Below are 23,489 nucleotides of genomic sequence, written 5' to 3' on the forward strand. Positions count from 1 at the left end.
CGGGGCCAATCCGCGACAGGTTGTCGAACGCCGTGCCCGGCCTGCAGCCGGGCACAGGCGACGGGGCCGGTGGGCCCGCGGTGGCCGGCGGCCCCGTTACGGAACCGTAGACAGCGGTCCGCGCGGCTCCTGCGGGGGCCGGACTATTCTCGGTCCGTTGCGCACGTATGTGACGTGTGTCCAGGGGGAGGCGGGGCGGCCATGGACAAGCTGGGGGCGGGGGATCCGCTGCGTATCGGGGGTTACCGGCTGCTGGCGCGGCTGGGCGCGGGCGGCATGGGACAGGTGTATCTGGCCCGGTCTGACCGGGGCCGTACCGTCGCCGTGAAACTGGTCCGCGAGGAACTCGCCGCGCAGGAGGAGTTCCGGGCGCGGTTCCGGCAGGAGGTGCGGTCCGCGCGGCGCGTGGGCGGGTACTGGACCGCCCCCGTGCTGGACGCGGACACCGAGGCGGCCGTGCCGTGGGTGGCCACCGGGTATGTGGCCGGGCCGAGCCTTCAGCAGGTCGTGGGCCACGATCACGGGGCGCTTCCGGAGAGGTCCGTACGGATCCTCGCGGCGGGGCTCGCGCACGCGCTCAAGGACATCCACGCGGCGGGGATCGTGCACCGGGATCTGAAGCCGTCGAACGTGCTCGTCACCATCGACGGGCCGCGCGTCATCGACTTCGGCATCGCGCGGGCGCTGGAGACGACCTCCCCGGGCGGGGAGGGACTGACCCGGACCGGATCGCTGGTCGGGTCGCCGGGGTTCATGGCGCCGGAGCAGGTGCGGGGGGACCGGATCACGCCGGCGTGCGACGTGTTCTGCCTCGGATCCGTGCTGGCGTACGCGGCCACCGGGGCGCTGCCCTTCGGGGCCGCCACCAGTGGTGTGCACGCGCTGATGTTCCGGATCGCCCAGGAGGAGCCGGACCTGGAGGGGGTGCCGGAGGGCATCGCCGACCTGGTGCGGGACTGCCTGCGCAAGGACCCGGCGGCCCGGCCTTCGCTGGATGCGCTTCTGGAGCGGACGGGGGCGGAGGACACCGTCGCCGGCGGAAGGTCACGGGATCCCTGGCTGCCGGGGGCGCTCGTCGCGCAACTCGGGCGTCACGCCGTGCAGTTGCTGGAGGTCGAGGACCCGGAGGGGGACGGGGTGGCGTCTTCCGGCGCGTCGTCCGGCACCGGGGCGTCCTCCGGTGCCGTTGCGCCGGCGGGTGCCGGTGGTCCCGGTGGTCCCGGTGGGGCGGATTCGCCGTCGGCGGATGCGGGGGGTGCAGGCGCCGTTCCGGTACCGCCGGCACCCGTGTCACCGCGGAAAGCACCGGTACCGGGACCGGCCGACGGCCTGACCGCGCCACCGGAGCATGCCGCCGCTTCCGATGAAGGGAGCGGGCCGGGACCGGCGGGGGAGCCCGGTGCCGCGGGTGCCGTCAACCATCTGCCCACCGTCGTCTCGGGCAGTACTCCGCCCCCCGGCATGCCGGCCGCCCCTCCCGGGTTCGGGACGGCGCCCGGGGCGTACGGGTACGCGCAGCAGCACCCCCAGCCGTATCCGCAGTCCGTCCCCGCCTACGGATATCCCCAGCAGCCGTACGCCCCCCATGGCGGCGGGCTCGGGTCCACGCCGCCGTACGGACCACCGCCCGGGGGCGGGGCGCGGGAGCCGGAGCGGCGCAGCGGGCGGTCCACCGCGCTGCTGGTCGTGATCGCGCTGGTGGTGGCGCTGGGCGCGGGTGGCTCGGTGTATGCGCTGATGAGGAGCGGCAGCGGCGACGACAAGGGCGGCGGCGCCGTGAGCCCCGCGCCGGCCGTGAGCACCGGGACGTCCGGGCCGCCCGGCCCGACCGCGCCGGACCCGTCGGCCTCCGCCTCGGCCTCCGCCTCCTCGAACGGTGGGGTCCCGGACGCCTACCTCGGCACCTGGGAGGCGACCATCGACAACGCCAACGGGACCAACACCCGCCAACTGACCATCCGCCAGGGCCGGGTGGGCGACAGCGTGCTGACGCTCGTCGCGGACGGGCCCACGGACGGCGGCGGGTCGTACCACTGCGTCTTCGAGGCGAGCCTCGCCCAACAGCCGGGCACCGAGGGGCCCTTGGAGGTCGGGCCGTCCACCGTCACCAGCGGTGAGCCCGCCTCCTCCTGCTCGCCGGGCGACGCCACCGAGATCACCCTGCTGCCGGACGGCCGGCTGAGGCGGACGAAGGCGGGCGGCGGGGAGAGCCTGACGTACACCAAGCAGTGAGCCGCACGGGGGCCGTGCGCGGCGTCCCGTGCGCGGTGTCCCGGCCGGCACTTGCTAACGCGGCTCCGGGGGGCGCTGGCGGGGCATGTTGGGGCGGGAGCCGTTCGCCGGCGGGAGCGAGAAGCGGCCCCCGTGGTTCGCGCTCTCCTGCCGCGGTACAGCCGTGACCGCCGTCTGAATGCCCAGCGGCGCGGAACCCGTGCGGAACTCGACCATCCAGTCCGTCGTCTCCATGCGCACCAGCTCCATGACGTCCTCGGTGAAGCGCCGCAGGACCGCCAGGCACCGCTCCGCCGCCTCGCTCGCCGTGCCCTCCGCCGGGCCCAGCACCTCCCGGATGCTCTCGGACGCCCAGTCGAACTGCAGTGCGTGCAGGCGCCGCTGCACCGCCTGGGCGGTGGCCACGTCCCTCATCCAGCCGGACGTCACGCCGAAGAACCGGTCGACGACGACGCAGGCGGCCGCGAGCAGCAGCGCCAGACAGCCCCAGGGTGCCACCCCCTCGGTCGCTCCGGTCAGGTCCAGCAGCGGCAGCGTGGCACCGGCCACCGCCCCCGCCGCCGCGCCCGACCTCAACACCCGCGCGCCGCGCCGCTTCCACACCCGGTCCCGCAGGTACCAGGACGCCGTCTGCAGCGCCCCGCGCTCCACCCACCGGTACAGCTCGTCGAGCCGCTGGGCGGGCTCGCCCCAGTCACCGAGCGGAAACGCCCGCCCGGTCAGATCGCCCGGCCGCAGCCCGGCCGCACCCTCGCCCCGCCCGTCCTGAGGCGGACCCTCGGGCTGCATCTCCGGCTGAGCCACCCGGCACTCCCTACTGATCACGACTGGACTGATCACGACTGGTCACGTTGCGTGACATTCCATGACGACGTGCGGCCCCCTTCCTACCGCCCAATGGGTGGCGGAGAGGGCGCTTTCCCGACTTTTCCGCCCGGAAGAGGGCCTTGATCAGGTATACGCCTGCCGTGGTTCTCACTCGAAAGAGTGGCGGGGCGATGGAGGCATGGACCACGTAGGCTCGTGCACAAGGAGAAGTGGACCGGAGAACGACGCAGAACACAGAGGAGCTGATGTGATCCCCGGTGGTGGCCAGCCCAACATGCAGCAGTTGCTCCAGCAGGCCCAGAAGATGCAGCAGGATCTCCAGCGGGCCCAGGAGGAACTGGCGAACACGGAGGTCGACGGGCAGGCCGGTGGCGGCCTGGTGAGGGCCACCGTGACCGGCGCCGGCGAGCTGCGCGCGCTGAAGATCGACCCGAAGGCCGTGGACCCGGAGGACACCGAGACCCTCGCCGACCTGATCGTGGCGGCCGTGCAGGCGGCCAACGAGAACGCGCAGACGCTCCAGCAGCAGAAGCTCGGGCCGCTGGCCCAGGGCCTCGGCGGTGGCACCGGCATCCCCGGTCTGCCCTTCTGAGCCCGGGCCAACTACGGTACGTACCGAAAGGTCTCCAGGAAGGGCAGTCCGGTGTACGAAGGCGTGGTCCAGGACCTCATCGACGAGCTGGGGCGGCTGCCCGGCGTCGGTCCCAAGAGCGCGCAGCGCATCGCCTTCCACATCCTGCAGGCCGAGCCGACGGACGTGAAACGGCTCGCGCAGGCGCTCCTGGAGGTCAAGGCGAAGGTCCGCTTCTGCGCGGCCTGCGGCAACGTGGCACAGGAGGAGCTGTGCAACATCTGCCGTGACCCGCGTCGCGACCCGTCGGTCATCTGCGTGGTGGAGGAGCCGAAGGACGTCGTCGCCATCGAGCGCACCCGCGAGTTCCGCGGCCGCTACCACGTGCTCGGCGGCGCGATCAGTCCGATCGAGGGCGTGGGCCCCGACGACCTGCGTATACGAGAACTTCTCGCGCGGTTGGCCGACGGGACGGTCACGGAGCTGATCCTTGCGACGGACCCGAACCTGGAGGGCGAGGCGACGGCGACGTACCTGGCCCGCATGATCAAGCCCATGGGCCTGAAGGTCACCCGCCTGGCCAGCGGCCTCCCGGTGGGTGGCGACCTGGAATACGCGGACGAGGTCACCCTCGGCCGCGCCTTCGAGGGGAGACGACTCCTAGATGTCTGACGCCACAATGCACGATGCGACGCAGAACCCGGACGACTTCGTGGTCCAGATCGCGGACCAGGTCGAGAGCTTCCTGGTGGCCGTCACCGAGGTGGCGAAGGGCGACGAGCCCGGCTCGACCGTGCCCTTCCTCCTCCTGGAGGTCTCCCAGCTGCTGCTGGCCGGCGGCCGCCTCGGAGCCCACGAGGACATCGTCCCCGAGGAGCGCTACGAGCCCGACCTGGGCCCCGAGCCGGACGTGGACGGGCTCCGCGAGAACCTGGCCCGCCTTCTCGAGCCGGTCGACGTCTATTCCGAGGTCTTCGACCCGTACGAGCCCCGCAAGGCTCCGGTGCCGGCCCGTATCTCCGACGACATCGCCGACATCATCACCGATCTGCGTCACGGCATGGCCCACTACCGCTCGGGCCGCACCACCGAGGCCCTGTGGTGGTGGCAGTTCTCCTACTTCTCCAACTGGGGCCCCACCGCCTCCGCCGTCCTGCGCGCCCTGCAGTCGGTGCTCATCCACGTCCGCCTCGACCAGCCCCTGGAAGAGCTGGACGGCCTCGACACCGATCAGGCCACGATGGGCGACGAGACCCTGGAGTTCGAGGCGGGCCGCGTCATGGCGGAGGAGATCGGCGGACGACTGGGAGCGCGGCCGGGCAAGTGACCGCCAGCAGCGCCGCCGCATCGACGTACGGCGCGGTCGGCGTCGGTTCGCTGTACCAGCGCAGCGGCCACGTCTCACCCTCCAGCGCCGGGACGCCGATGTAGGAGACGGTACGGTCCGCCCGCCGGCCGAACGACTGCACGCCGAGCGGCCAGTCGTAACGGTGCACGACCCCGGGCGACAGCAGGAAGTACACCCACCGCCTCCCGCCGCCGCCCTCGCACACGATCGGCCCGGCGTCACCGTCCCCTCGCTCGACCAGCCAGTCGGCGACGGCCTCGCCCCATCTCCCCTGGATCCGCACGGCGTCGAAGTGCACGCCGGCCACGCGCAGCCGGTGCCCGCGGACGGGCACCCAGGCGGGCCGGTGAATCGGGTTCGTCATGGTCACAGAGTGAGGTCTGCACCGCTACCCTCGGTAGTGACCCCGGTGATACACGGCGGGGTGTACCGGTCGGAGGTGCGTGCGGTGTCCCAGTCGCCGCCCATGTGGCGTTTCAGCGGCAACCAGATGCAACGGTGGCGCACCAAGGCCAACATCAGCCGCGAGGAACTGGCCGCCGCGTCCAACTACTCCCCGGACACCATCAAGGCGATGGAGCAGGGGGTACGCATGCCGACGCCCCGAGTCCTCGACGTGGCCGACGAGTTGTGCCGGGCCGAGGGGTTGCTGAGCGCGGCGAAGGAGTACCTCAGCAGGGAGAAGTTCCCGCCGCGGGCGCAGGAGTTCATGGAGCGGGAGAGGGAGGCGATCAGCCTCTGGTGGTACGAAACCGCTTACATTCCCGGGCTGTTGCAGACAAGGGGCTACGCGAGGGCGCTCATCGAGAACCACGTTCCGCCATTGGACGAGGAGACGGCGGGGGAGCGGATCGCGGCCCGTATGGAACGGCAGGCGATCCTCACCGACAGGAAACCCCCGGTGGCCCTGAGCTTCGTCGTCTATGAGGCTGGGCTGCGCGGCCCCCATGTGGACACGGAACAACTCAGCCGCCTGCTGGAGGTGTCCCGTCTGTGGAACGTCGTGATCCAGCTGCTCCCGTTCGAGCGGGCCGTCGCAGTGGCGCTGATGGGCCCCATGGTGCTGTTGGAGACCCGTGATCACGAGCGGTTTGCCTATACGGAAGGCCCGTTGGGGAGCCAACTGTCGGCCGATCCAGGGGTTGTCAGCCGTGCGACCGAGCGGCTTAGCATGATCCGCGCGCAGGCTCTCAGTCCCGCTGAGTCGGCCCGTTTCCTCGAACGGATGGTGGATCGCCGTGAGTGACCAGCTGAACTGGTTCAAGTCGAGCTACAGCGACTCCGAGGGCGGCGCCTGCATCGAAGTCGCGTTCGCGCCCCGCATCCACATCCGCGACTCCAAGAACCCCACCGGCCCGGAGATCCACCTCCCCGCCCCCGCCTGGTCGGCGTTCGTCTCCGCGCTTCGGCCCGAGGCCTGAGCCTCGGGCCCTTCTGCGAGGCGCGAGCGTCAGAGATGCGATGCCAGAGCCCCGTAGACCTTCCGCCAGGCGTCCGCGCCGGCCTGCGGGTCGTAGTCGGCCGGACGGTCCGAGCAGGCGAAGCCGTGCCGGGCGCCCGGGTAGGTCACCAGCTCGTGCGGCACCTTCGCCTCGGTGAGCCGTTGCTCGGCCTGCTCCCACTCCTCGGCCGGGATGATGTGGTCCAGCTCGCCGCGGAAGCCCAGCAGGAACGCGCCGCCCGCGGCGATCCGGTCACTGGTCTCCAGCGGAGGCACGGGGCCGACCAGTGGGAAGCCGCTGTTCAGCAGCCACCCCGGGTAGAAGACGGCGGCCAGCTCGAAGCGCAGCTCGGTCGCCGCTCGCACCGCGATGTGCCCGCCCATGCTCAGTCCGAGGAAGGCCACGCCCCGCTCCCCGGCTTCGGCGCGCGCCGCCGCCAGCGCCGCGGAGGCGTCGGCCACCAGCTCGTCCCGGTCCAGTGCGCGCATCAGCCCCAGGCCGTCCTCGCGCTCCTCGGCGGAGTACCCGAGTGCTGTGCGGCGCGCGTTGCGCCAGTAGTAGTCGGGGGCCAGCGCGACGTACCCGGCTGCCGCCAGCTCCGCGCACGTGTCGCGGACGTAGGTGTTCACTCCGTACAGCTCCGAGCAGATCACCACCGCGCCGCGCACCTCACCCACCGGGCGGTGCACGTACGCCTCGATGCCCTCCGCTTCGCCGAGCGTCTCCCACTGACCGGCCATCAGTCCCCCCGTACCTCAGTCGTCGTGTCGGGTGAACTCTATTGCCTGAGCGCGGTGTTCAGCCTCGGCTCGGCCCCGGCGACAGCGGGACCGGGCGGGGGAGTCGGCGCGTCCTCCAGGTGTCCGCCGGTACCGTGCGGGCCGCCGCGACGCAGAGCGGGACCATCGCCGCCGCCCGGACGATGCCGCCGAGCAGCGCCTCCGTCATGGCATGCCCTCCTCATGCGAAAACTAGCGGCGCTCACTGTGAGCCGGGGCACTTTCCGCGTGGTCCCCCCAGGGGTGGGCAAGAGCCCTTCCGGAACACCGCGGCCGACGTCTCACCATGCGGGAGCAGGGTGGTGGAATTCGGGCGCTCGTTAGACTGAGCCGACACAAACGAACCGAGCGAGGAGCGCACGTGGGCCTTGTCGTGCAGAAGTACGGAGGCTCCTCCGTAGCCGATGCCGAGGGCATCAAGCGCGTCGCCAAGCGGATCGTGGAAGCGAAGAAGAACGGCAACCAGGTTGTCGTCGTCGTTTCCGCGATGGGCGACACGACGGACGAGCTGATCGATCTCGCCGAGCAGGTTTCTCCGATGCCTGCCGGGCGTGAATTCGACATGCTGCTGACCGCCGGAGAGCGGATCTCCATGGCGCTGCTGGCCATGGCGATCAAAAACCTGGGCCACGAGGCCCAGTCCTTCACCGGCAGCCAGGCCGGTGTCATCACCGACTCGGTCCACAACAAAGCCCGGATCATCGACGTCACGCCGGGCCGGATCCGCGATTCGCTGGACAAGGGCAACATCGCGATCGTCGCCGGTTTCCAGGGTGTCAGCGCCGACAAGAAGGACATCACCACGCTGGGGCGCGGCGGGTCCGACACCACCGCCGTGGCACTGGCCGCCGCGCTCGACGCCGAGGTCTGCGAGATCTACACGGACGTCGACGGCGTGTTCACCGCCGACCCGCGCGTGGTGAAGAAGGCGAAGAAGATCGACTGGATCTCCTTCGAGGACATGCTGGAGCTCGCGGCCTCCGGCTCCAAGGTGCTGCTCCACCGCTGTGTGGAGTACGCCCGCCGCTACAACATCCCGATCCACGTCCGCTCCAGCTTCAGCGGGCTGCAGGGCACGTGGGTCAGCAGTGAGCCGATTGGGGACAAGCAGGTGGAGCAGGCCATCATCTCCGGTGTCGCGCACGACACCTCCGAGGCCAAGATCACGGTCGTCGGCGTGCCGGACAAGCCGGGTGAGGCCGCCGCGATCTTCCGGGCCATCGCCGACGCCGAGATCAACATCGACATGGTCGTGCAGAACGTGTCCGCCGCCTCCACAGGCCTGACGGACATCTCCTTCACGTTGCCGAAGACCGAGGGCCGCAAGGCCATCGACGCGCTGGAGAAGAGCCGCTCCGGCATCGGCTTCGACTCGCTGCGTTACGACGACCAGATCGGCAAGATCTCCCTGGTCGGCGCGGGTATGAAGACCAACCCGGGCGTCACCGCCTCCTTCTTCGAGGCGCTGTCCGACGCGGGCGTGAACATCGAGCTGATCTCGACCTCCGAGATCCGCATCTCGGTCGTCACCCGCAACGACGACGTGCCGGAGGCCGTCCGCGCCGTGCACACCGCCTTCGGGCTGGACTCCGACACCGACGAGGCCGTCGTCTACGGCGGCACCGGCCGATGACCGTCTCCCCGACGTACGGAGGCGTACGACGATGACCGGCAAGCCGACGCTCGCGGTCGTGGGAGCGACCGGAGCCGTCGGCGCGGTCATGCTCCAGATCCTGTCCCAGCGCGCGGACGTCTGGGGCGAGATCCGCCTGCTCGCCTCCCCGCGCTCGGCCGGCCGCAAGCTGGCCGTGCGCGGCGAGGAGGTCGAGGTGGCGGCCCTGAGCGAGGAGGCCTTCGACGGGGTCGACATCGCCATGTTCGACGTCCCGGACGAGGTCGCCGCCGAGTGGGCGCCGATCGCCGCCGCCCGTGGTGCGGTCGTCGTCGACAACTCCGCCGCCTTCCGGCTGGACCCCGAGGTGCCGCTCGTGGTGCCCGAGGTCAACCCGCACGCCGTACGGACCCGCCCGCGCGGGATCGTCGCCAACCCCAACTGCACGACCCTGACGATGATCGTCGCCCTGGGCGCGCTGCACGCCGAGTTCGGGCTGCGCGAGCTGGTGGTGTCGTCGTACCAGGCGGTGAGCGGGGCCGGGCGGGCCGGCGTGGACACGCTGCGGGCCCAGCTGTCCCTGGTGGCCGGCACCGAGCTGGGCACCAAGCCCGGTGACGTGCGGCGGGCCGTCGGGGAGGACACCGGGCCGTTCCCGGACCCGGTGGCGCTGAACGTCGTCCCGTGGGCCGGGTCGCTCAGGGAGGACGGCTGGTCGTCGGAGGAGATGAAGGTCCGCGACGAGTCCCGCAAGATCCTCGGTCTGCCGCAGCTGCCGGTCGCCGTGACCTGTGTGCGCGTCCCGGTGATCACCACCCACTCGCTGACCGTGCACGCCCGCTTCCAGCGTGAGGTGACGGTCGACGGCGCCCGGGAGATCCTCGCGACCGCACCCGGTGTGGTGCTGTGCGACGACCCGGCCGCCGGAGAGTTCCCCACCCCCGCGGACGTCGTGGGCACCGACCCGACCTGGGTGGGCCGGCTGCGGCGGGCCCTGGACGACCCGACCGCGCTGGAACTCTTCGTCTGCGGCGACAACCTCCGCAAGGGGGCCGCGCTGAACACCGCGCAGATCGCGGAACTGGTCGCGGCGGAGTGGGCCGGCCGATGACGGTGCCGCCGCCAAGATCGGACGAGAAGTTTGTAGGATCAACGTAAGAGGCGTGGCCGGGAGCATGGTCCAATCCACTTGAATCATTGCTCAGGGCAACAGAGGATTTCTCTCCCCGCCCTCCGCAACCGTGCGGAGGGCGGGGAGCGTCTTTGCGGTCACTCTTCGGGCGTGGGGGCGCCGTGATCGGGTGGATGCAGGGGAACGCCCGTCCACATCGGACATAAGGGAAGAGCGGGACGCATGACGGCACTTGAGGCACGGCCGGTGGTTGTCGCACATGTGACGCCCGGCACGTACAACCCTGCCGGGGGGAAACGTGTCCAACTGGCGTGGCAGAGGTACTCGAACTCAGCGCGGCCCGCGGCACGGCGGCCCTGCGGCCGCCCCGTGGGGCGCTCCGGCCCCGCACGCGCGGCGGCATGCCGGTGATCGCGCCCATGCCCGCAGCGCGGCCCGCCCGCATACCCAGTCAGCGTGACGGCTCCGAGGACACCGCGGGCGCCGTGACGGCCGAGGCCGCCGGCACGACCGTCGACCACCTCACCGAGACGTACCGGGCGCACTACCGCTCACTGCTCGGCCTCGCCGCGCTGCTCCTCGACGACACCGCCTCCTGCGAGGACGTGGTCCAGGAGGCCTTCATCCGCGTGCACTCGGCCCGCAAGCGCGTCCGCGACCCCGAGAAGACCCTCGCCTACCTGCGGCAGACGGTCGTCAACCTCTCCCGGTCCACACTGCGCCGCCGCATACTCGGGCTCAAGCTCCTCTCCAAGCCGATGCCGGACATGGCCAGCGCGGAGGAGGGCGCCTACGACCAGCTGGAGCGCCGCGATCTCATCAAGGCGATGAAGGGCCTGCAGCGCCGCCAGCGCGAGGTCCTGGTCCTGCGCTACTTCGCGGACATGACCGAGGCCCAGGTCGCCGAGACCCTCGGGATCTCCCTCGGGTCGGTGAAGGCGTACGGCTCGCGGGGCATCGCCGCGCTGCGGGTGGCCATGGGGACGCCGGTATGAGCGCGCGCGCCCCAGGGGGCGGTCCCGACAGACGTCATGACCACGAACGTCCCGAGCCCTTCGCCCCGCACGAACGGGCGAACCGGGACGAGCAAGACCACACGCAATCGCACGCTGGGAACGGAACTGTGAACCACGGCCCCGACGAGAAGGCCCCCGAGGGCCTCGACCAGGGTCCCGACGGGCACGGCAAGGGTCCTGACGGTCAGGGCAAGGGGTACGAGGAGCCCGGCCTCATTCCTGAGGGGCGCGGCAATGGCCCCGAGGGGTATGGCGACGGGCAGCCGGACGGGTCCGGTGGTGATCCCGACGGGCTCGGGGGCGACGAGTCGGCCCTGCGCCGGATGCTGCACTCCGCGGTGGACGGCATCGAGCCGCGCACCGGCACGCTGGAGCATCTGCGCCGGGCCGTTCCCGCGCGGCGCGCCCGCAAGCGGCACGCCGCCGTCGGAATGGCAGCCGCGGCCCTGTTCATCGGCACCGCGATCCCCGCGCTCGTGCATGTCTCCGACGCCGGCGGCTCCGACCCCAACACCGCCATGGCCGGCCAGTCCTCACAGGCCCAGGGCGGCACCGGGGAGGGCAAGGACAAGGGCGACACGAGCGGCACGAAGGACACCGGCGGCACGAGCGTGAAGCCCGGCAAGGAACCCGGCGAGCCCGGTCAGAAGGGCAGGAACGGCGGCGGCAGCACCGGTTCCACCGGCGGCGCCACCCCGTCCTCCACGCTGTCCACGGGCGGCACCCCGCTGTGCACGGCGGCCCAGCTGGGCTCCGCCACCGGCACCGTCGACGCCCCCGACACCGCGGGCGTGGTCTACGGCACCTTCCGCGTCGTGAACATCTCCTCCACCGCCTGCACCGTCGCCGGCGCGGGCACCATCACCCCGACCGCGGTGGGCGCGGCCGACCCGGCCAAGATCGTCGCCGCCCGCCATACGGCCGGGGACGCGGCGACCGCGCTGCCCGACCCGTCGCAGGAGGTCTCCGGGCTGGTCCTGCAGCCGAGCGCGGCCTACCAGGAGAAGTTCGCGTTCGTACCCTCCGAGACCTGCCCCACCACCGGCGGCGACAGCACCACCGGCGGTTCGGGCACCGGCGGCGCCACGCCGGACCCGACGCCGACGCAGGACGCGAGTGCTACCGGCGGATCGGCCGACAGCGGGGGCTCGGCGGGCACCACCGCCCAGCTGACGACCGAGGACGGCACGGCGGACGGCAGTGTGCAGATCACCCACGTGGCGCAGGGGGGCTCGCCCTCGGCCACGGCGACCGTGCCCGGGGAGTGCGCGGGGACCGTGTACTACACCGGGGTGCTGGCGGGGGCCTGAGAGCGCGACACACCGCCGGCACGGGCACGAGCCGCCCGTCAGGTGCGGCCACCGGTCAGCCGGCGGCCACCGGTTCCGGGGTGTCCTCCTCCGGCACCAGGCCCAGCGCCGCGTCCCGCGCGGCTTCGGCCTCCCGCCGTACCAGCCGGAACCACATGAACACCACGAACCCGGCGAAGACGAACCACTCTCCGGTGTAGCCGAGGTTCTGGAACGCCTTCAGGTCCAGCCCCGTGCCGTCCGGCGCCGTCGCGGGCACGGCCTTCATCCCGGAGTCGGCCTTGTCGAGGGTGACCCAGGCGTCGTACAGCTTGTACGGCACCAGGTTCACCAGCGACGCCGAGCTGATCGCCGACGTCTGCCCGGCCGGCAGCCCGCCCTGGGCACTGACCCCGTTGTCGCCGGGCGTCTCCGAGGCCTGCAGCGCGCCGGTGACGGTGACCCCGCCGCTCGGCGGCGCGGGCGCCTTCGCAGCGTCCGCCGTGCCGGGCAGCCAGCCCCGCACCACGGGCAGCGCCTTGCCGGAGCCGGTGCGCAGCAGGGTGAGGACGTAGAAGCCGTTCCTGCCGTCCAGCCGGCGGCCGGGCACCAGCAGCTGCGTGCCGTAGTGCCCGCTCGCGGTGACCCGGCGCCCGGAGGTGGCCTTGTCGACCGGCAGCATCGAGTCGAGCGGGCGGGCGGTCTCGTGCTGGTCGGACGCGGCCTGCTGCGTCGCGGCGCGGCTGTCGTGCACCCGCCCCTCGAACCGGCTCAGCTGCCAGGACCCCATGAAGATGCAGAACGGGATGGCGAGCAGCACGAAGACGTTGATGCCCCACCAGCGGGGTGTCAGCAGAAACCGGTACACGCCTTCCACGGTACGGCGCCGCCGCCGGGGGCCCGCTCGCGGGGCGGTTCTCAGCTCTTCGTGGCCTTCAGGGAGTAGATCAGCGGGATGCGCGGTCGGCCGGCCGGGAAGCGGTGGTAGCCGTCACGCACCTCGAAGTTCTCGAAGCGCGGGAACAGCGACACGTCGTGCTCGTGCAGGAACTCGATCCGCAGCCCGGTCGCGGCGAGCGCGGAGACGACGTCGCCGAGGGTGTGCTGCCACTCCACGCTGCGGTTGTGGACGGTGGTGGCGTCCCGGTCGGCGTAGGTCCCGGGTGCGTCGTACACCTGGGCGGTCCGGTCGAAGTAGTCGCGCACGATCCGCGATCCGGTCGCGTCGTCCAGGGCCTCGGTGATCGGGTGGAACTCGGCGAGGTAGAGGAATCCGCCGGGGGCGACGAGCGAGGCGGCGGTGTGCGCCCAGCGGCGGATGTCGGGCAGCCAGCACAGCGCGCCGAGCCCGGTGTAGACGATGTCGTACGTCGCCTCGGGCACGGCGTCGGCCGCGTCGTACACGTCGCTGGTGACGAACGCGGCGCGCTCGGGGCCGTGACCGAGGTCGGCCGCGAGGGAGCGGGCGGCCTCGACGGCCGGGGCGGAGAAGTCCACGCCGACGACGCGGGCGGCGCCCCGGTGGGCCCAGGAGAGGGTGTCGGTGCCGATGTGGCACTGCAGGTGCAGGAGCGTCCTGCCGGTGACGTCGCCGACCTCCGCCGTCTCGAAGTCCCGCAGGACGTCCGGGTGGGCCCGGAAGGCGTCGAGATCGTAGTACTCACCGGCGACGTGCACGGGAACGCGCTCGTCCCACAGGGCCCGGTTGTCCTCGCGCCAGCCCTCGGGGACGGACGGATCGGTGATGGTTGTGCGCATGCTCGGGAAGTTATCCACAGGCTGCGTACAGCCGCCACCCAATTGTCGGCGCGGCCAGGCAATATGGGCGCATGACTGGGGCGATGAGTGAGAGCAGGGAGCCGGGCGTTGTGGACGCGACCGGCATGCCGGACTGGGAGAAGCGCTTCCGGGCGCCGCGGGTGTCGCTGCCCGACTGGGCGGAGGACGCACCGGACCGTTCCCTGTTCGTGTCGAACGCGACGGGCACGTACGAGCTGTACACCTGGGACCGGGCGACGGGCGAGCAGCGGCAGGCGACGCACCGGCCGAACGGCACGACGGACGGCGTGCTCTCCCCGGACGGCGCCTGGATCTGGTGGTTCGACGACAAGGACGGCGACGAGTTCGGCATCTGGCGCCGCCAGCCCTTCGGCGGAGGGCAGGCCGAGCCTGCCGTCCCCGGCCTGGACGCCTCCTACCCGGCCGGACTCGCCCTGGCCCGCGATGGCCGCACGGCCGTCGTCGGCCGCTCCACGGACGAGGACGGCACCACGATCCACCTGGCCCGCGAGGGCGCGGATCCGGTGGAGATCTACCGGCACCGCGAGTCGGCGGGCGTCGGCGACCTCTCGCACGACGGCTCCCTGATCGCGATCGAGCACACCGAGCACGGCGACGCCATGCACGCCGCGCTGCGTGTGCTCCGCCCCGACGGCACGCCGGTCGCCGAGCTGGACGACACCAGGGGCGGCACCGAGGAACTGGGCCTGGAGGTGCTCGGGTTCGCCCCGGTCGAGGGCGACACCCGCCTGCTCATCGGCCATCAGCGCCGGGGCCGCTGGGAGCCGCTGGTCTGGGACGTCGCCACGGGCGAGGAGACCGACCTCGCCCTGGACCTGCCGGGCGACGTCACCGCCGAGTGGTACCCGGACGGCTCGGCCCTGCTCATCGTCCACGGCTTCGAGGGCCGCAGCGAGCTGTTCCGCCATGACCTGGCCACCGGCGGGCTGACCCGCATCCCCACCCCGCCCGGCACGGTCTCCGGCGCCACCGCCCGCCCCGACGGCGGCGTGGAGTACCTGTGGTCGTCGGCGGCCGAGCCGCCCGCGGTCCGCTCGGCCTCCGGCGACGTCGTCCTGGACCCTCCGGGCATGGCCTGCCCGCCCTCGGTGCCGGTGGAGGACGCATGGGTGGAAGGCCCCGGCGGCCGCATCCACGCCCTGATCCAGAAGCCGGCGGGCGCGAGCGGCCCCCTGCCGACGGTCTTCGATCTGCACGGCGGCCCGACCTGGCACGACAGCGACTCCTTCGCCGCGGGCCCGGCCGCCTGGGTCGACCAGGGATACGCGGTGATCCGCATCAACTACCGCGGCTCCACCGGCTACGGCCGCGCCTGGACCGACGCCCTGAAGCACCGGGTCGGCCTGATCGAGCTGGAGGACGTCGCCGCGGTCCGTGACTGGGCGATCTCCTCCGGCCTCGCCGACCCCGACCGCCTGATCCTCACCGGCGCCTCCTGGGGCGGCTACCTCACCCTGCTCGGCCTCGGCACCCAGCCCGACGCATGGGCGGTGGGCATCGCGGTCGTGCCCGTCGCGGACTACGTCACCGCGTACCACGACGAGATGGAGGCCCTGAAGGCCATGGACCGCACCCTGCTGGGCGGCACCCCCGAAGAGGTCCCCGAGCGCTTCCGGGCCTCCTCCCCGCTGACCTACGTCGACCAGGTCAAGACCCCGGTGTACATCTCGGCCGGTGTCAACGACCCCCGCTGCCCCATCCGCCAGATCGACAACTACGTCAAGCGCCTGGAGGCGAGAGGCGCGACCCACGAGGTGTACCGCTACGACGCCGGGCACGGCTCCCTGGTGGTCGACGAGCGGATCAGGCAGGTGAGACTGGAGATGGACTTCGCGGCCCGCCACCTGGCCCTTTGAGGCCTCGGGGGCCCGGGAGGGTCAGCGCAGCTCCGCGAGCCCCCTGCGCGTGGCGGCGACCACCACCCGGTCCCCCTTCTCCAGCACATGGCCGGGCGCCGTGTCGGTCCGCCCCTCCAGCGCCAGCACCCTCCAGGACCCGGCCCGGAAGGCGTCCCGCACCGTCCGGCCCTCCAGCTGGGGATGCCCGTCGACATCGACCGCGGCGAAGAGCAGCACCCGCCGCTCCACCGCGATGGCGCCGAGCACCTGCCGCCCCAGCATGGCCCCGGCGAACGCGGGCGCGGCCAGATGCGTGACACTCCGGCTCCGGGTCAGCGCCTGCGGGTACGCGGCCCGCAGCGTCCGGTACACGGCGGTGGCGAAGTCGTCGTCGTACAGCCGCAGCACCACCCGCAGATCGGGCCGTACGGACCGCGCGTACAGCACGGCCTCCAGGTTCGTGGTGTCGGCGCTGGTCACCGCGAGCAGCGCGTACGCCCGGTGGATCTTGGCGGACTCCAGCACCCCTTCCTGGGTGACGTCCCCGAGCACCACCGGCACCCGCAGCCGCCGCGCGGTCGCCAGCCCCCGCGCCTCGGGGTCGGACTCGACGCACACCACGGGGATGTTCAGCTCGCGCAGCCGGGTCAGCACCCGGGTGCCGATCTTCCCGAGCCCGAGCAGCACCACGTGCCCGCCGAGACCCCGTGGCGGTTTGCGCAGGGCGGAGGCGGTGCGGAAGGTGCCCAGCGCCTCCAGCACGGCCGCCAGCAGCACCGGAAGCAGCAGCAACCCGACCAGCCCGGAGAGGAGTTGGAGGATCTGCCGGCCGAGCGGCGCCCCGATGGCCGGGTCGTCGATGGCGAACATGTCCAGCAGCGTCAGATAGAAGGCACGCAGCGGATGGATGCCGGTGACCACCCACAGCGCGACGGCGAGTGCGAGCACGCACGCCACCATGCCCGCCAGGGACCACCGCAGCCGCCGGGAGAACAGCGAGCCGAGCGACACCCCGCCGCGGCCGGGCGCGGCCGACTCCCCGCCGCCCGCCGAGGACACCTGCTCCAGCACGACGGCCGCCCGCCCGGCGGCCTGCACCACCTCGTCGTCGTCCGGGAGCAGCCGCGGCTCCTGCTCCCCGCCGCCCTCGGGCCCGTAGGCGGCGCCGGGGTCCGTGCCGGCCGGGGAGAGCAGGGCGAGCGTGCACAGTCCGGTGCCCGCCGCCGGCCGTTCGACGGCCCGCAGCAGCAGCCCCTCGGTCTGGACGACCTTGCTGGTGCCGGCGACTGCGGTGGCGGCCAGTGCGGGCGCGGCGGTGTCGGCGTCGGACAGCACGGTGGTGGACGCGTCGGTGCCGCCCTCGCCGTCACCGGCGGCCAACGCGGCCGCATGGTCCAGGAGTTCCTCGATGTGCTGGCCCAACCGCCGGTTGTAGAGCCGCAGGACGAGCCGCAGGCGCGGGTTGAGCCGGCGCGCGGTCAGCGCCGCCCGGATGTTGGTCTCGTCGTCGTCGAAGACGAGGGCGAGCGCGGCGGCCCGGTCCACTCCGGCCTCGGCGAGCACGGTCTCGGTGATCTCGGCGGCCTCCAGCACCCGTGCGGCGCTCCCGCCGTTGCCGCTGTTGCCACCGTTGCCGGTGCCGGTCGCCGTACCGGTCGACCCGGCCCCGGTCCCGGGCATGCTGCCCGCCCGCCCCACCGCGGCGCTCACCACACGGTCGAACAGCGCCGCTGACGCGGACCGGGACCGGCCGACCACCGGAGGCCTGGCGGTGCGCTCGTTCGGCGGCACCACCAGGGTGACCTGTTCGCCGTAGACGCCGCGCAACTCGGCGGCCAGCCGGTGCGCGAGCCCGTCGTCCCCGCACACCACCATGTGCGGGGCACTGGGCCCACCTTGATACGGAACGCTCCCCACGAGGGAAAAGAGTGCCCCAAGGAGGTGAGTGGTTCCGGCGGTGGTGTGAACACTCGCGGGACGATGCGCGTACTGACGGGGAGGGAGCGAGGAGACCCGGAGGTATCCACCCGTGGCCATCACCGAAGACGCCCCGCCCGGCGGGAGGGTCGGCCCCGCCGGCGCACCGTCCGGCCAGGACGGCGGCCGTCGGCTCAGCTCCCCGCTGGTGCTGACGCTCGTCCTGCTGCTCGCGGTCCTCGCCCAGTCCCCGATCCGCGGCCTCCTCGGCACCCCGCTGATGCAGAGCTGGATGACGGTGTTCGTCGCGGTGACCGTGCAGGCCCTGCCGTTCCTGGTGCTCGGCGTGCTGCTGTCGGCGGCGATCGCCGTCTTCGTGCCGCCGTCCTTCTTCGCCCGCGCCCTGCCGCGCCGCCCCGCCCTGGCCGTCCCGGTCGCCGGCATCGCGGGCGCGGTGCTGCCGGGCTGCGAGTGCGCGTCGGTCCCGGTGGCGGGTGCGCTGGTGCGCAGAGGAGTCACCCCGGCCGCCGCCCTCGCCTTCCTCCTCTCGGCCCCCGCGATCAACCCGATCGTGCTGACCGCCACCGCCGTCGCCTTCCCGCGGGATCCGGAGATGGTGCTGGGCAGGTTCCTGGCGAGCCTGCTGGTGGCGTGCACGATGGGCTGGCTGTGGCAGCGGCTGGGCCGCACCGACTGGCTGCGCCCGCCGGCCCACGGCGCGCACGAGGGCGCGACGAAGGGCGAGGCGTTCTGGCACTCGGTGCGGCACGACACCATGCATGCCGGCGGCTTCCTGGTGCTCGGCGCCATGGCCGCGGCCACGCTGAAGGCGGCGACCCCGGCGGACTGGCTGCGCACGGCGGCCGGGAACCCCGCGTTCTCCGTCCTCGCGCTGGCCGTCCTGGCCGTGCTGCTGTCCATCTGCTCGGAGGCGGACGCGTTCGTCGCTGCCTCCCTGACCCAGTTCTCCCTGACGGCGAAGCTGGTCTTCCTGGTGGTGGGCCCGATGATCGACCTCAAGCTGTTCGCGATGCAGGCCGGCACCTTCGGCCGCACCTTCGCCCTGCGCTTCGCCCCCGCCACCTTCGCGCTGGCGATCGCGGGCGCCGTGGTGACCGGGACGGTGCTGCTGTGAACCGCCAGGCCCAGTGCGCCGTCATGTTCCTGCTCGGCGCCGCTCTCCTCCACGCGGGCAGCACCGACCTCTATCTCCGGTACGTCAAGGCGGGCCTGCAGCCGCTGCTGCTGGCCTCCGGCGCGGTCCTGATCGTGGCGGCGCTGGCGACGGTCTGGTACGAGCGCCGGCGGGCCCGCCGGCAGGTCCCCGCCGAGGAACACGCCCACGACCACGCCGGCGCCCACGCCCACCCCGAACCCCGGATCTCCTGGCTGCTGGTGCTCCCCCTGCTCGCCCTCATCCTCGTCGCCCCGCCCGCCCTCGGCTCCTACAGCGCCCTGCGCTCCGGTACGGCCCTGCAGAAGCCGTACACCTACGGCGCGTTGCCCGCCGCCGACCCGGCCCCGCTGTCCGTCATCGACTACGCCTCCCGCGCGGTCTACGACCACGGCCGCTCCCTGCACGGCCGCCCGGTCCGCGTCACCGGCTTCCTCGCCCTGGACCACTCCGGCGCGCCGTACCTGGTCCGCATGGCCCTCAACTGCTGTGCCGCGGACGCCCAACCGGTGAAGATCGCCCTGACCGGCGAGCTGCCCCCGGTCCTGCGCCCGGACGCCTGGCTGGAGGTGACCGGTACCTACACCCCCCGCCTGACCCACGACCCGGTCAACAACGGCCCGATCCCCTACCTGAAGGTCACCGCGGCCGAGCCGGTCCCGGTGCCGCACGACCCGTACGACGAGACCTGGAACAACTGAGCGGGCCGGACGCCGGATCACGGCAGTCCGGGCCCGGCCACATTGCCGGATCCGGCACATGATGGCGGATCCGGGTGGCGCGAAGATGCCGGTCATGAACACCCGGGAAGGTACGGCGCGGAGCGGCTGGGCCAAGCCGCTCGCCCTCTGTCTGCTGTTGCTGCTGTGCGCGGGTGCCGTCGCCCGGTCCGTGGCCGGCACCACCGCGTACGAGCAGGCGTGGCACGCGGCCGGGCCCTGCGCGGCCGGGCAGCGCGGGGACGACTGTCTGAGCACCGTGCCCGCCGAGATCGAGCGGACGGATCCGCACCCGCCGAGGGGGCGCAGCCATCTGTACCTCACCGGTGGCGTGCCGCGGCCGAAACTGGAGGTGTCCTCGGGGGCCGCAGCGGCGTTCCGGGCCGGTGACCGGGTCGAGCTGACCCTCTGGCGGGGTCAGGTGATGAAGGTCTCCGGGGTGCACTACGTCTGGCACGAGCACGTCGTCACCGGCGGCAGCATGGCCGTCCTCGCCGCCGGGCTCGCGCTGTGCGCCGCATTCCCCGGGGCACGGCTGCTGGCGCGGGTGCGCGGGCGCCGCCGGCCGGCGGACGAGGTCCTGCCGTCGCCGCTGCCGTTCCTGGCCCCTGTCCTCGTGACCGCTGTGTGGCTGCTGCCGCTGTGCTACCGGTGTCCCACGTCCCTGTTCGGCTCCACGGGCGCGATGACCCGGTGGGCCGTCGGCGGGCTGGTCAGCCTCGGCGTGTTCGGCTGGGCCTGGCACGCGACGCGGATCCGGGTACCCGAGGAGACCGGCACGGCGGTGCGCGCCGCACCCGGACCCCCGCACGGCAAGGACATGTTCCTGTCCGCCCGGTTCCTGGAGGACACCGACTACAACCCGCACCACTTCGGCACCCATGTCGTCCTCGGTGCGGGCGGGCCCGCGGTGACACCGCACGCCGGTCCCGGGCGGTTCGCGGCGAAGGCGATACCGGTCCGGCGACTCACCCTCCGCCGCGTGCGGCGGGCCCGGCGGGAGGAGGCCGCACTCGTTCCGCACAGCTGGCATGTCGCCGAGCTCGACGACGCGGGGACCTCGGTGCGGCTGGCTGCCGCGCCGGACGACCTGGCGTTGCTGCTGACCGAGTTCGCCTGACGGCTCGGGGGCGCTTACGCCTCTGCCTCCTTCACGTTCACCCGCTCGAGGTCCCGCAGCCACGCATGCGCCGTTCCGTCCGACGGGGCTCGCCAGTCGCCGCGCGGGGACAGCGAGCCGCCCGCCGAGACCTTCGGGCCGTTCGGCATGGCGGAGCGCTTGAACTGGGAGAACGCGAAGAAGCGGCGGATGAAGACCTCCAGCCAGTGCCGGATCTGCGCGAGGTCGTACGCGCCCCGGTCCGCCTCCGGGAAGCCGGGCGGCCAGGCGCCGGCCTCCTCGTCGTGCCAGGCGTGCCAGGCCAGGAAGGCGATCTTGGAGGGCCGGAAGCCGTAGCGCAGCACGTGGAAGAGGGTGAAGTCGTGCAGCGCGTACGGGCCGATCTTCGACTCGGTGGACTGCATCTCCTCGCCCGGCACCAGCTCGGGGCTGATCTCGGTGTCCAGGATCGCGGCGAGGATCTTGCCGGTCTCCTCGTCGAACTGCCCGCTGCTGATGACCCAGCGGATGAGGTGCTGGATCAGCGTCTTGGGCACGCCGGAGTTCACGTTGTAGTGGCTCATCTGGTCGCCGACGCCGTACGTCGACCAGCCGAGCGCGAGCTCGGAGAGGTCACCGGTGCCGAGCACGATGCCGCCGCGCTGGTTGGCCAGCCGGAACAGGTAGTCGGTGCGCAGGCCCGCCTGGACGTTCTCGAAGGTGACGTCGTACACCGGCTCGCCCGAGGCGAAGGGGTGGCCGATCTCCTTCAGCATCAGCCGTGCGGTCGGCGTGATGTCGAGCTCGGCCGCGGTGACACCGAGGGCCCGCATCAGCCGGTGGGCGTTGTCCTTGGTGTGGTCGCTGGTGGCGAAGCCGGGCAGGGTGAAGGCCAGGATGTCGCTGCGCGGGCGGCCGGAGCGGTCCATCGCCCGGGCGGCGACGATCAGCGCGTGTGTGGAGTCGAGTCCGCCGGAGACACCGATGACGACCTTGGGGCCGCCGATGGACGCGAGGCGCTGCTGGAGGCCGGCGACCTGGATGTTGTAGGCCTCGTAGCAGTCCAGGGCGAGGCGCTCGGCGTCGGCGGGGACGAAGGGGAAGCGTTCGACGCGGCGGCGCAGGCCCAGGTCGGCGGTGGCCGGAGGGGCGAGTGCGAAGGACACCGTCCGGAAGTCGGCGGTGCGCGCGGCGTGGGTACGGCGGTTCTCGGCGAAGGTGCCCATCCGCTGCCGCTCCTGCCGCAGCAGGTCCAGGTCGACGTCGGCCACCGCGTACTGCTCGCCGAGCGGGAACCGCTCGGTCTCGGCCAGCAGCACCCCGTTCTCGTAGATCAGGGTCTGGCCGTCCCAGGACAGGTCGGTGGTCGACTCGCCCAGGCCGGCCGCCGCGTAGACGTACGCGGCGAGGCAGCGCGAGGACGCCGAGCGGCACAACAGCTTGCGGTCCTCGGCACGGCCGACCGTGATCGGGCTGCCCGAGAGGTTGACGAGGACGGTCGCCCCGGCCAGCGCCGCCTCCGCGCTCGGCGGCACCGGCACCCACATGTCCTCGCAGATCTCCGCGTGCAGCACCAGACCGGGCACGTCCGCGGCCGTGAAGAGCAGGTCCACACCGAACGGGACGTCCGCGCCGCCGAGCCGGATCGTGCCCCCGCGCTCTGAGTCGCCTCCGGCGATCTGCCGGCGCTCGTAGAACTCGCGGTAGTTCGGCGGGTACGACTTCGGTACGGCACCGAGGATCCGGCCGCGGTGCACGATCACCGCGCAGTTGTAGATCACGTCGCGGTGGCGCAGCGGGGCGCCGACGACCAGCACCGGCAGCAGGTCCGCCGACGCGGCCACGATCGTCGCGAGCGCCGCCTCCACGTCGTCGAGCATGGCGTCCTGCAGCAGCAGGTCGTCGATCGCGTACCCGGACAGGCACAGCTCCGGGAACACCGCGACGGCCACGCCCTCCTCGGCGCACCGGCGCGCATGGCGCAGGACCGCCTCGGCGTTGGCGGGCGGGTCGGCGATGACGGTGTGGCCCGTGCACGCGGCGACGCGCGCGAAGCCGTGCTGGTAGATCGACCAGAAGCTCAACGGGACCTCTTTCCGAAGCGACTTTCCTACAAGAGGAAGCCTAAAGGCCGGGCCGTCACCGGCGGCCCACCTGCGGGTTTCAGCGCGCTGCAGCCCGCCCGCCGCGCTGAAACCGGGTTGAAGCCGATCTGAACCCCCTCGGCCGCACGCTCTGCGGCATGACGACGACGGAACACGAACTCGCGATCGCGGCCTCCGGGTTGCGCAAGTCCTACGCGGACAAGACCGTCCTCGACGGCATCGACATCCGGGTGCCCGCCGGGACGATCTTCTCCCTGCTCGGCCCGAACGGCGCCGGCAAGACCACGGCGGTCAACATCATGTCCACGCTGATCTCCGCCGACGGCGGCCGGGCCCGGATCGCCGGGCACGACCTCGCCGCCGAGGCCCAGGCGGTCCGGGCGGCGATCGGGGTCACCGGCCAGTTCTCCGCCGTGGACGGTCTGATCACCGGCGAGGAGAACATGCTGCTGATGGCGGACCTGCACCACCTCTCCCGGCGTGAGGGGCGGCGGGTCGCCGCCGAGCTGCTGGAGCGCTTCGACCTCACCGAGGCCGCGAAGAAGCCCGCCTCCACCTACTCCGGCGGCATGAAGCGCCGCCTGGACA

22 protein-coding genes and 1 pseudogene are annotated in these 23,489 nt (G+C 72.5%); 15 read left to right on the top strand and 8 right to left on the bottom strand.

What is annotated here, in order from left to right; all coding sequences use genetic code 11:
* Nucleotides 1-201: 201 nt before the first annotated feature.
* A complete protein-coding gene (locus ABZ919_RS11490; protein WP_361245695.1) occupies nucleotides 202-2,232 on the top strand; it encodes a serine/threonine-protein kinase in 2,031 nt (676 codons plus the stop codon).
* Nucleotides 2,233-2,286: 54 nt separating this feature from the next.
* Here the strand turns inward: ABZ919_RS11490 and ABZ919_RS11495 are convergent, their stop codons facing one another.
* Nucleotides 2,287-3,036, bottom strand: a complete 750-nt coding sequence (locus ABZ919_RS11495; protein WP_361245698.1) for an SLATT domain-containing protein — start codon at nucleotides 3,034-3,036, stop codon at nucleotides 2,287-2,289.
* A 271-nt stretch (nucleotides 3,037-3,307) separates the two neighbouring features.
* On the opposite strand from ABZ919_RS11495, the gene ABZ919_RS11500 reads away from it, so the two are divergent.
* From ABZ919_RS11500 to ABZ919_RS11510, 3 genes are read left to right on the top strand one after another with little or no spacing between them, the layout of a single operon-like run.
* Complete coding sequence (locus ABZ919_RS11500) at nucleotides 3,308-3,652, top strand: YbaB/EbfC family nucleoid-associated protein (RefSeq protein ID WP_055705749.1); 345 nt, start codon at nucleotides 3,308-3,310, stop codon at nucleotides 3,650-3,652.
* Between the two features lie 51 nt (nucleotides 3,653-3,703).
* A complete protein-coding gene (gene recR / locus ABZ919_RS11505; protein ID WP_361245701.1) occupies nucleotides 3,704-4,303 on the top strand; it encodes a recombination mediator RecR in 600 nt (199 codons plus the stop codon).
* Nucleotides 4,296-4,958: a DUF5063 domain-containing protein gene (locus ABZ919_RS11510; RefSeq protein WP_361245704.1), complete on the top strand. Its 663-nt coding sequence runs from the start codon at nucleotides 4,296-4,298 to the stop codon at nucleotides 4,956-4,958. The genes recR and ABZ919_RS11510 overlap by 8 nt, the downstream gene beginning before the upstream one ends.
* On the opposite strand, the gene ABZ919_RS11515 is transcribed toward ABZ919_RS11510, so the two are convergent.
* Entirely contained in the window at nucleotides 4,909-5,343 is a 435-nt protein-coding gene (locus ABZ919_RS11515) for a hypothetical protein (RefSeq protein ID WP_361245706.1), read from the bottom strand. The genes ABZ919_RS11510 and ABZ919_RS11515 overlap by 50 nt on opposite strands.
* A gap of 102 nt (nucleotides 5,344-5,445) precedes the next feature.
* Here ABZ919_RS11515 and ABZ919_RS11520 point away from each other — a divergent pair, with 102 nt between their 5' ends.
* Together ABZ919_RS11520 and ABZ919_RS11525 are read left to right on the top strand one after the other, a co-directional pair.
* Entirely contained in the window at nucleotides 5,446-6,225 is a 780-nt protein-coding gene (locus ABZ919_RS11520) for a helix-turn-helix transcriptional regulator (RefSeq protein ID WP_361245778.1), read from the top strand.
* A complete protein-coding gene (locus tag ABZ919_RS11525) occupies nucleotides 6,218-6,400 on the top strand; it encodes a DUF397 domain-containing protein (protein ID WP_361245709.1) in 183 nt (60 codons plus the stop codon). Before ABZ919_RS11520 ends, ABZ919_RS11525 begins: the two co-directional genes overlap by 8 nt.
* Before the next feature lie 29 nt (nucleotides 6,401-6,429).
* Here ABZ919_RS11525 and ABZ919_RS11530 read toward each other — a convergent pair whose 3' ends face one another.
* Together ABZ919_RS11530 and ABZ919_RS11535 are read right to left on the bottom strand one after the other, a co-directional pair.
* The gene (locus ABZ919_RS11530; RefSeq protein WP_361245712.1) at nucleotides 6,430-7,161 is read right to left on the bottom strand and encodes a dienelactone hydrolase family protein; all 732 of its coding nucleotides are present in this window, start codon (nucleotides 7,159-7,161) and stop codon (nucleotides 6,430-6,432) included.
* Nucleotides 7,162-7,243: 82 nt separating this feature from the next.
* A pseudogene (locus ABZ919_RS11535) lies at nucleotides 7,244-7,342 on the bottom strand (sulfite exporter TauE/SafE family protein); the annotation flags it as partial.
* 219 nt (nucleotides 7,343-7,561) lie between these two features.
* Between ABZ919_RS11535 and ABZ919_RS11540 the strand changes: the two are divergent.
* The 4 genes from ABZ919_RS11540 to ABZ919_RS11555 all read left to right on the top strand — a co-directional run bounded on the left by ABZ919_RS11540 (nucleotide 7,562) and on the right by ABZ919_RS11555 (nucleotide 12,270).
* Nucleotides 7,562-8,833, top strand: a complete 1,272-nt coding sequence (locus ABZ919_RS11540) for an aspartate kinase (RefSeq protein ID WP_361245714.1) — start codon at nucleotides 7,562-7,564, stop codon at nucleotides 8,831-8,833.
* A 31-nt stretch (nucleotides 8,834-8,864) separates the two neighbouring features.
* A complete protein-coding gene (locus ABZ919_RS11545) occupies nucleotides 8,865-9,923 on the top strand; it encodes an aspartate-semialdehyde dehydrogenase (protein WP_361245716.1) in 1,059 nt (352 codons plus the stop codon).
* Nucleotides 9,924-10,255: 332 nt separating this feature from the next.
* The gene (locus ABZ919_RS11550) at nucleotides 10,256-10,939 is read left to right on the top strand and encodes a SigE family RNA polymerase sigma factor (RefSeq protein ID WP_361245719.1); all 684 of its coding nucleotides are present in this window, start codon (nucleotides 10,256-10,258) and stop codon (nucleotides 10,937-10,939) included.
* Nucleotides 10,940-11,067: 128 nt separating this feature from the next.
* Nucleotides 11,068-12,270 carry a hypothetical protein gene (locus ABZ919_RS11555; protein ID WP_361245722.1) on the top strand — a complete coding sequence of 401 codons (1,203 nt, stop codon included), beginning with the start codon at nucleotides 11,068-11,070 and terminating at the stop codon, nucleotides 12,268-12,270.
* A 55-nt stretch (nucleotides 12,271-12,325) separates the two neighbouring features.
* Here ABZ919_RS11555 and ABZ919_RS11560 read toward each other — a convergent pair whose 3' ends face one another.
* Both ABZ919_RS11560 and ABZ919_RS11565 read right to left on the bottom strand, forming a co-directional pair.
* Nucleotides 12,326-13,117, bottom strand: coding sequence for an SURF1 family protein (locus ABZ919_RS11560; RefSeq protein ID WP_361245725.1), 792 nt, complete (start codon nucleotides 13,115-13,117; stop codon nucleotides 12,326-12,328).
* A gap of 50 nt (nucleotides 13,118-13,167) precedes the next feature.
* A complete protein-coding gene (locus ABZ919_RS11565; RefSeq protein ID WP_361245781.1) occupies nucleotides 13,168-13,995 on the bottom strand; it encodes a class I SAM-dependent methyltransferase in 828 nt (275 codons plus the stop codon).
* A gap of 95 nt (nucleotides 13,996-14,090) precedes the next feature.
* On the opposite strand from ABZ919_RS11565, the gene ABZ919_RS11570 reads away from it, so the two are divergent.
* Nucleotides 14,091-15,905, top strand: coding sequence for a prolyl oligopeptidase family serine peptidase (locus ABZ919_RS11570; RefSeq protein ID WP_361245728.1), 1,815 nt, complete (start codon nucleotides 14,091-14,093; stop codon nucleotides 15,903-15,905).
* 21 nt (nucleotides 15,906-15,926) lie between these two features.
* Here the strand turns inward: ABZ919_RS11570 and ABZ919_RS11575 are convergent, their stop codons facing one another.
* Complete coding sequence (locus tag ABZ919_RS11575) at nucleotides 15,927-17,762, bottom strand: NAD-binding protein (protein ID WP_361245731.1); 1,836 nt, start codon at nucleotides 17,760-17,762, stop codon at nucleotides 15,927-15,929.
* A 154-nt stretch (nucleotides 17,763-17,916) separates the two neighbouring features.
* Here ABZ919_RS11575 and ABZ919_RS11580 point away from each other — a divergent pair, with 154 nt between their 5' ends.
* The 3 genes from ABZ919_RS11580 to ABZ919_RS11590 all read left to right on the top strand — a co-directional run bounded on the left by ABZ919_RS11580 (nucleotide 17,917) and on the right by ABZ919_RS11590 (nucleotide 20,817).
* Nucleotides 17,917-18,939, top strand: a complete 1,023-nt coding sequence (locus tag ABZ919_RS11580) for a permease (protein ID WP_361245734.1) — start codon at nucleotides 17,917-17,919, stop codon at nucleotides 18,937-18,939.
* A complete protein-coding gene (locus ABZ919_RS11585; protein WP_361245736.1) occupies nucleotides 18,936-19,679 on the top strand; it encodes a TIGR03943 family protein in 744 nt (247 codons plus the stop codon). The genes ABZ919_RS11580 and ABZ919_RS11585 overlap by 4 nt, the downstream gene beginning before the upstream one ends.
* A gap of 94 nt (nucleotides 19,680-19,773) precedes the next feature.
* Nucleotides 19,774-20,817 carry a hypothetical protein gene (locus tag ABZ919_RS11590; RefSeq protein WP_361245739.1) on the top strand — a complete coding sequence of 348 codons (1,044 nt, stop codon included), beginning with the start codon at nucleotides 19,774-19,776 and terminating at the stop codon, nucleotides 20,815-20,817.
* A 14-nt stretch (nucleotides 20,818-20,831) separates the two neighbouring features.
* Here the strand turns inward: ABZ919_RS11590 and ABZ919_RS11595 are convergent, their stop codons facing one another.
* Nucleotides 20,832-22,880: an NAD(+) synthase gene (locus ABZ919_RS11595; RefSeq protein WP_361245742.1), complete on the bottom strand. Its 2,049-nt coding sequence runs from the start codon at nucleotides 22,878-22,880 to the stop codon at nucleotides 20,832-20,834.
* 158 nt (nucleotides 22,881-23,038) lie between these two features.
* Between ABZ919_RS11595 and ABZ919_RS11600 the strand changes: the two genes are divergently transcribed.
* Nucleotides 23,039-23,489 (top strand): ATP-binding cassette domain-containing protein (locus ABZ919_RS11600; protein ID WP_361245745.1); only part of this gene is annotated, 451 nt, incomplete at its 3' end.

This window comes from Streptomyces sp. NPDC046759, assembly GCF_040645475.1.
Taxonomy (GTDB): Bacteria; Actinomycetota; Actinomycetes; order Streptomycetales; family Streptomycetaceae; genus Streptomyces.

What these genes read in the sequence shown, in the direction of transcription:
- ABZ919_RS11575 (WP_361245731.1), bottom strand. Translation starts at nt 17,762, where the DNA reads ATGGTGGTGTGCGGGGACGACGGGCTCGCGCACCGGCTGGCCGCCGAG.
- ABZ919_RS11545 (WP_361245716.1), top strand. Translation starts at nt 8,865, where the DNA reads ATGACCGGCAAGCCGACGCTCGCGGTCGTGGGAGCGACCGGAGCCGTC.
- ABZ919_RS11515 (WP_361245706.1), bottom strand. Translation starts at nt 5,343, where the DNA reads ATGACGAACCCGATTCACCGGCCCGCCTGGGTGCCCGTCCGCGGGCAC.
- ABZ919_RS11520 (WP_361245778.1), top strand. Translation starts at nt 5,446, where the DNA reads ATGTGGCGTTTCAGCGGCAACCAGATGCAACGGTGGCGCACCAAGGCC.
- ABZ919_RS11490 (WP_361245695.1), top strand. Translation starts at nt 202, where the DNA reads ATGGACAAGCTGGGGGCGGGGGATCCGCTGCGTATCGGGGGTTACCGG.
- ABZ919_RS11530 (WP_361245712.1), bottom strand. Translation starts at nt 7,161, where the DNA reads ATGGCCGGTCAGTGGGAGACGCTCGGCGAAGCGGAGGGCATCGAGGCG.
- ABZ919_RS11590 (WP_361245739.1), top strand. Translation starts at nt 19,774, where the DNA reads ATGAACACCCGGGAAGGTACGGCGCGGAGCGGCTGGGCCAAGCCGCTC.
- ABZ919_RS11510 (WP_361245704.1), top strand. Translation starts at nt 4,296, where the DNA reads ATGTCTGACGCCACAATGCACGATGCGACGCAGAACCCGGACGACTTC.
- ABZ919_RS11570 (WP_361245728.1), top strand. Translation starts at nt 14,091, where the DNA reads ATGAGTGAGAGCAGGGAGCCGGGCGTTGTGGACGCGACCGGCATGCCG.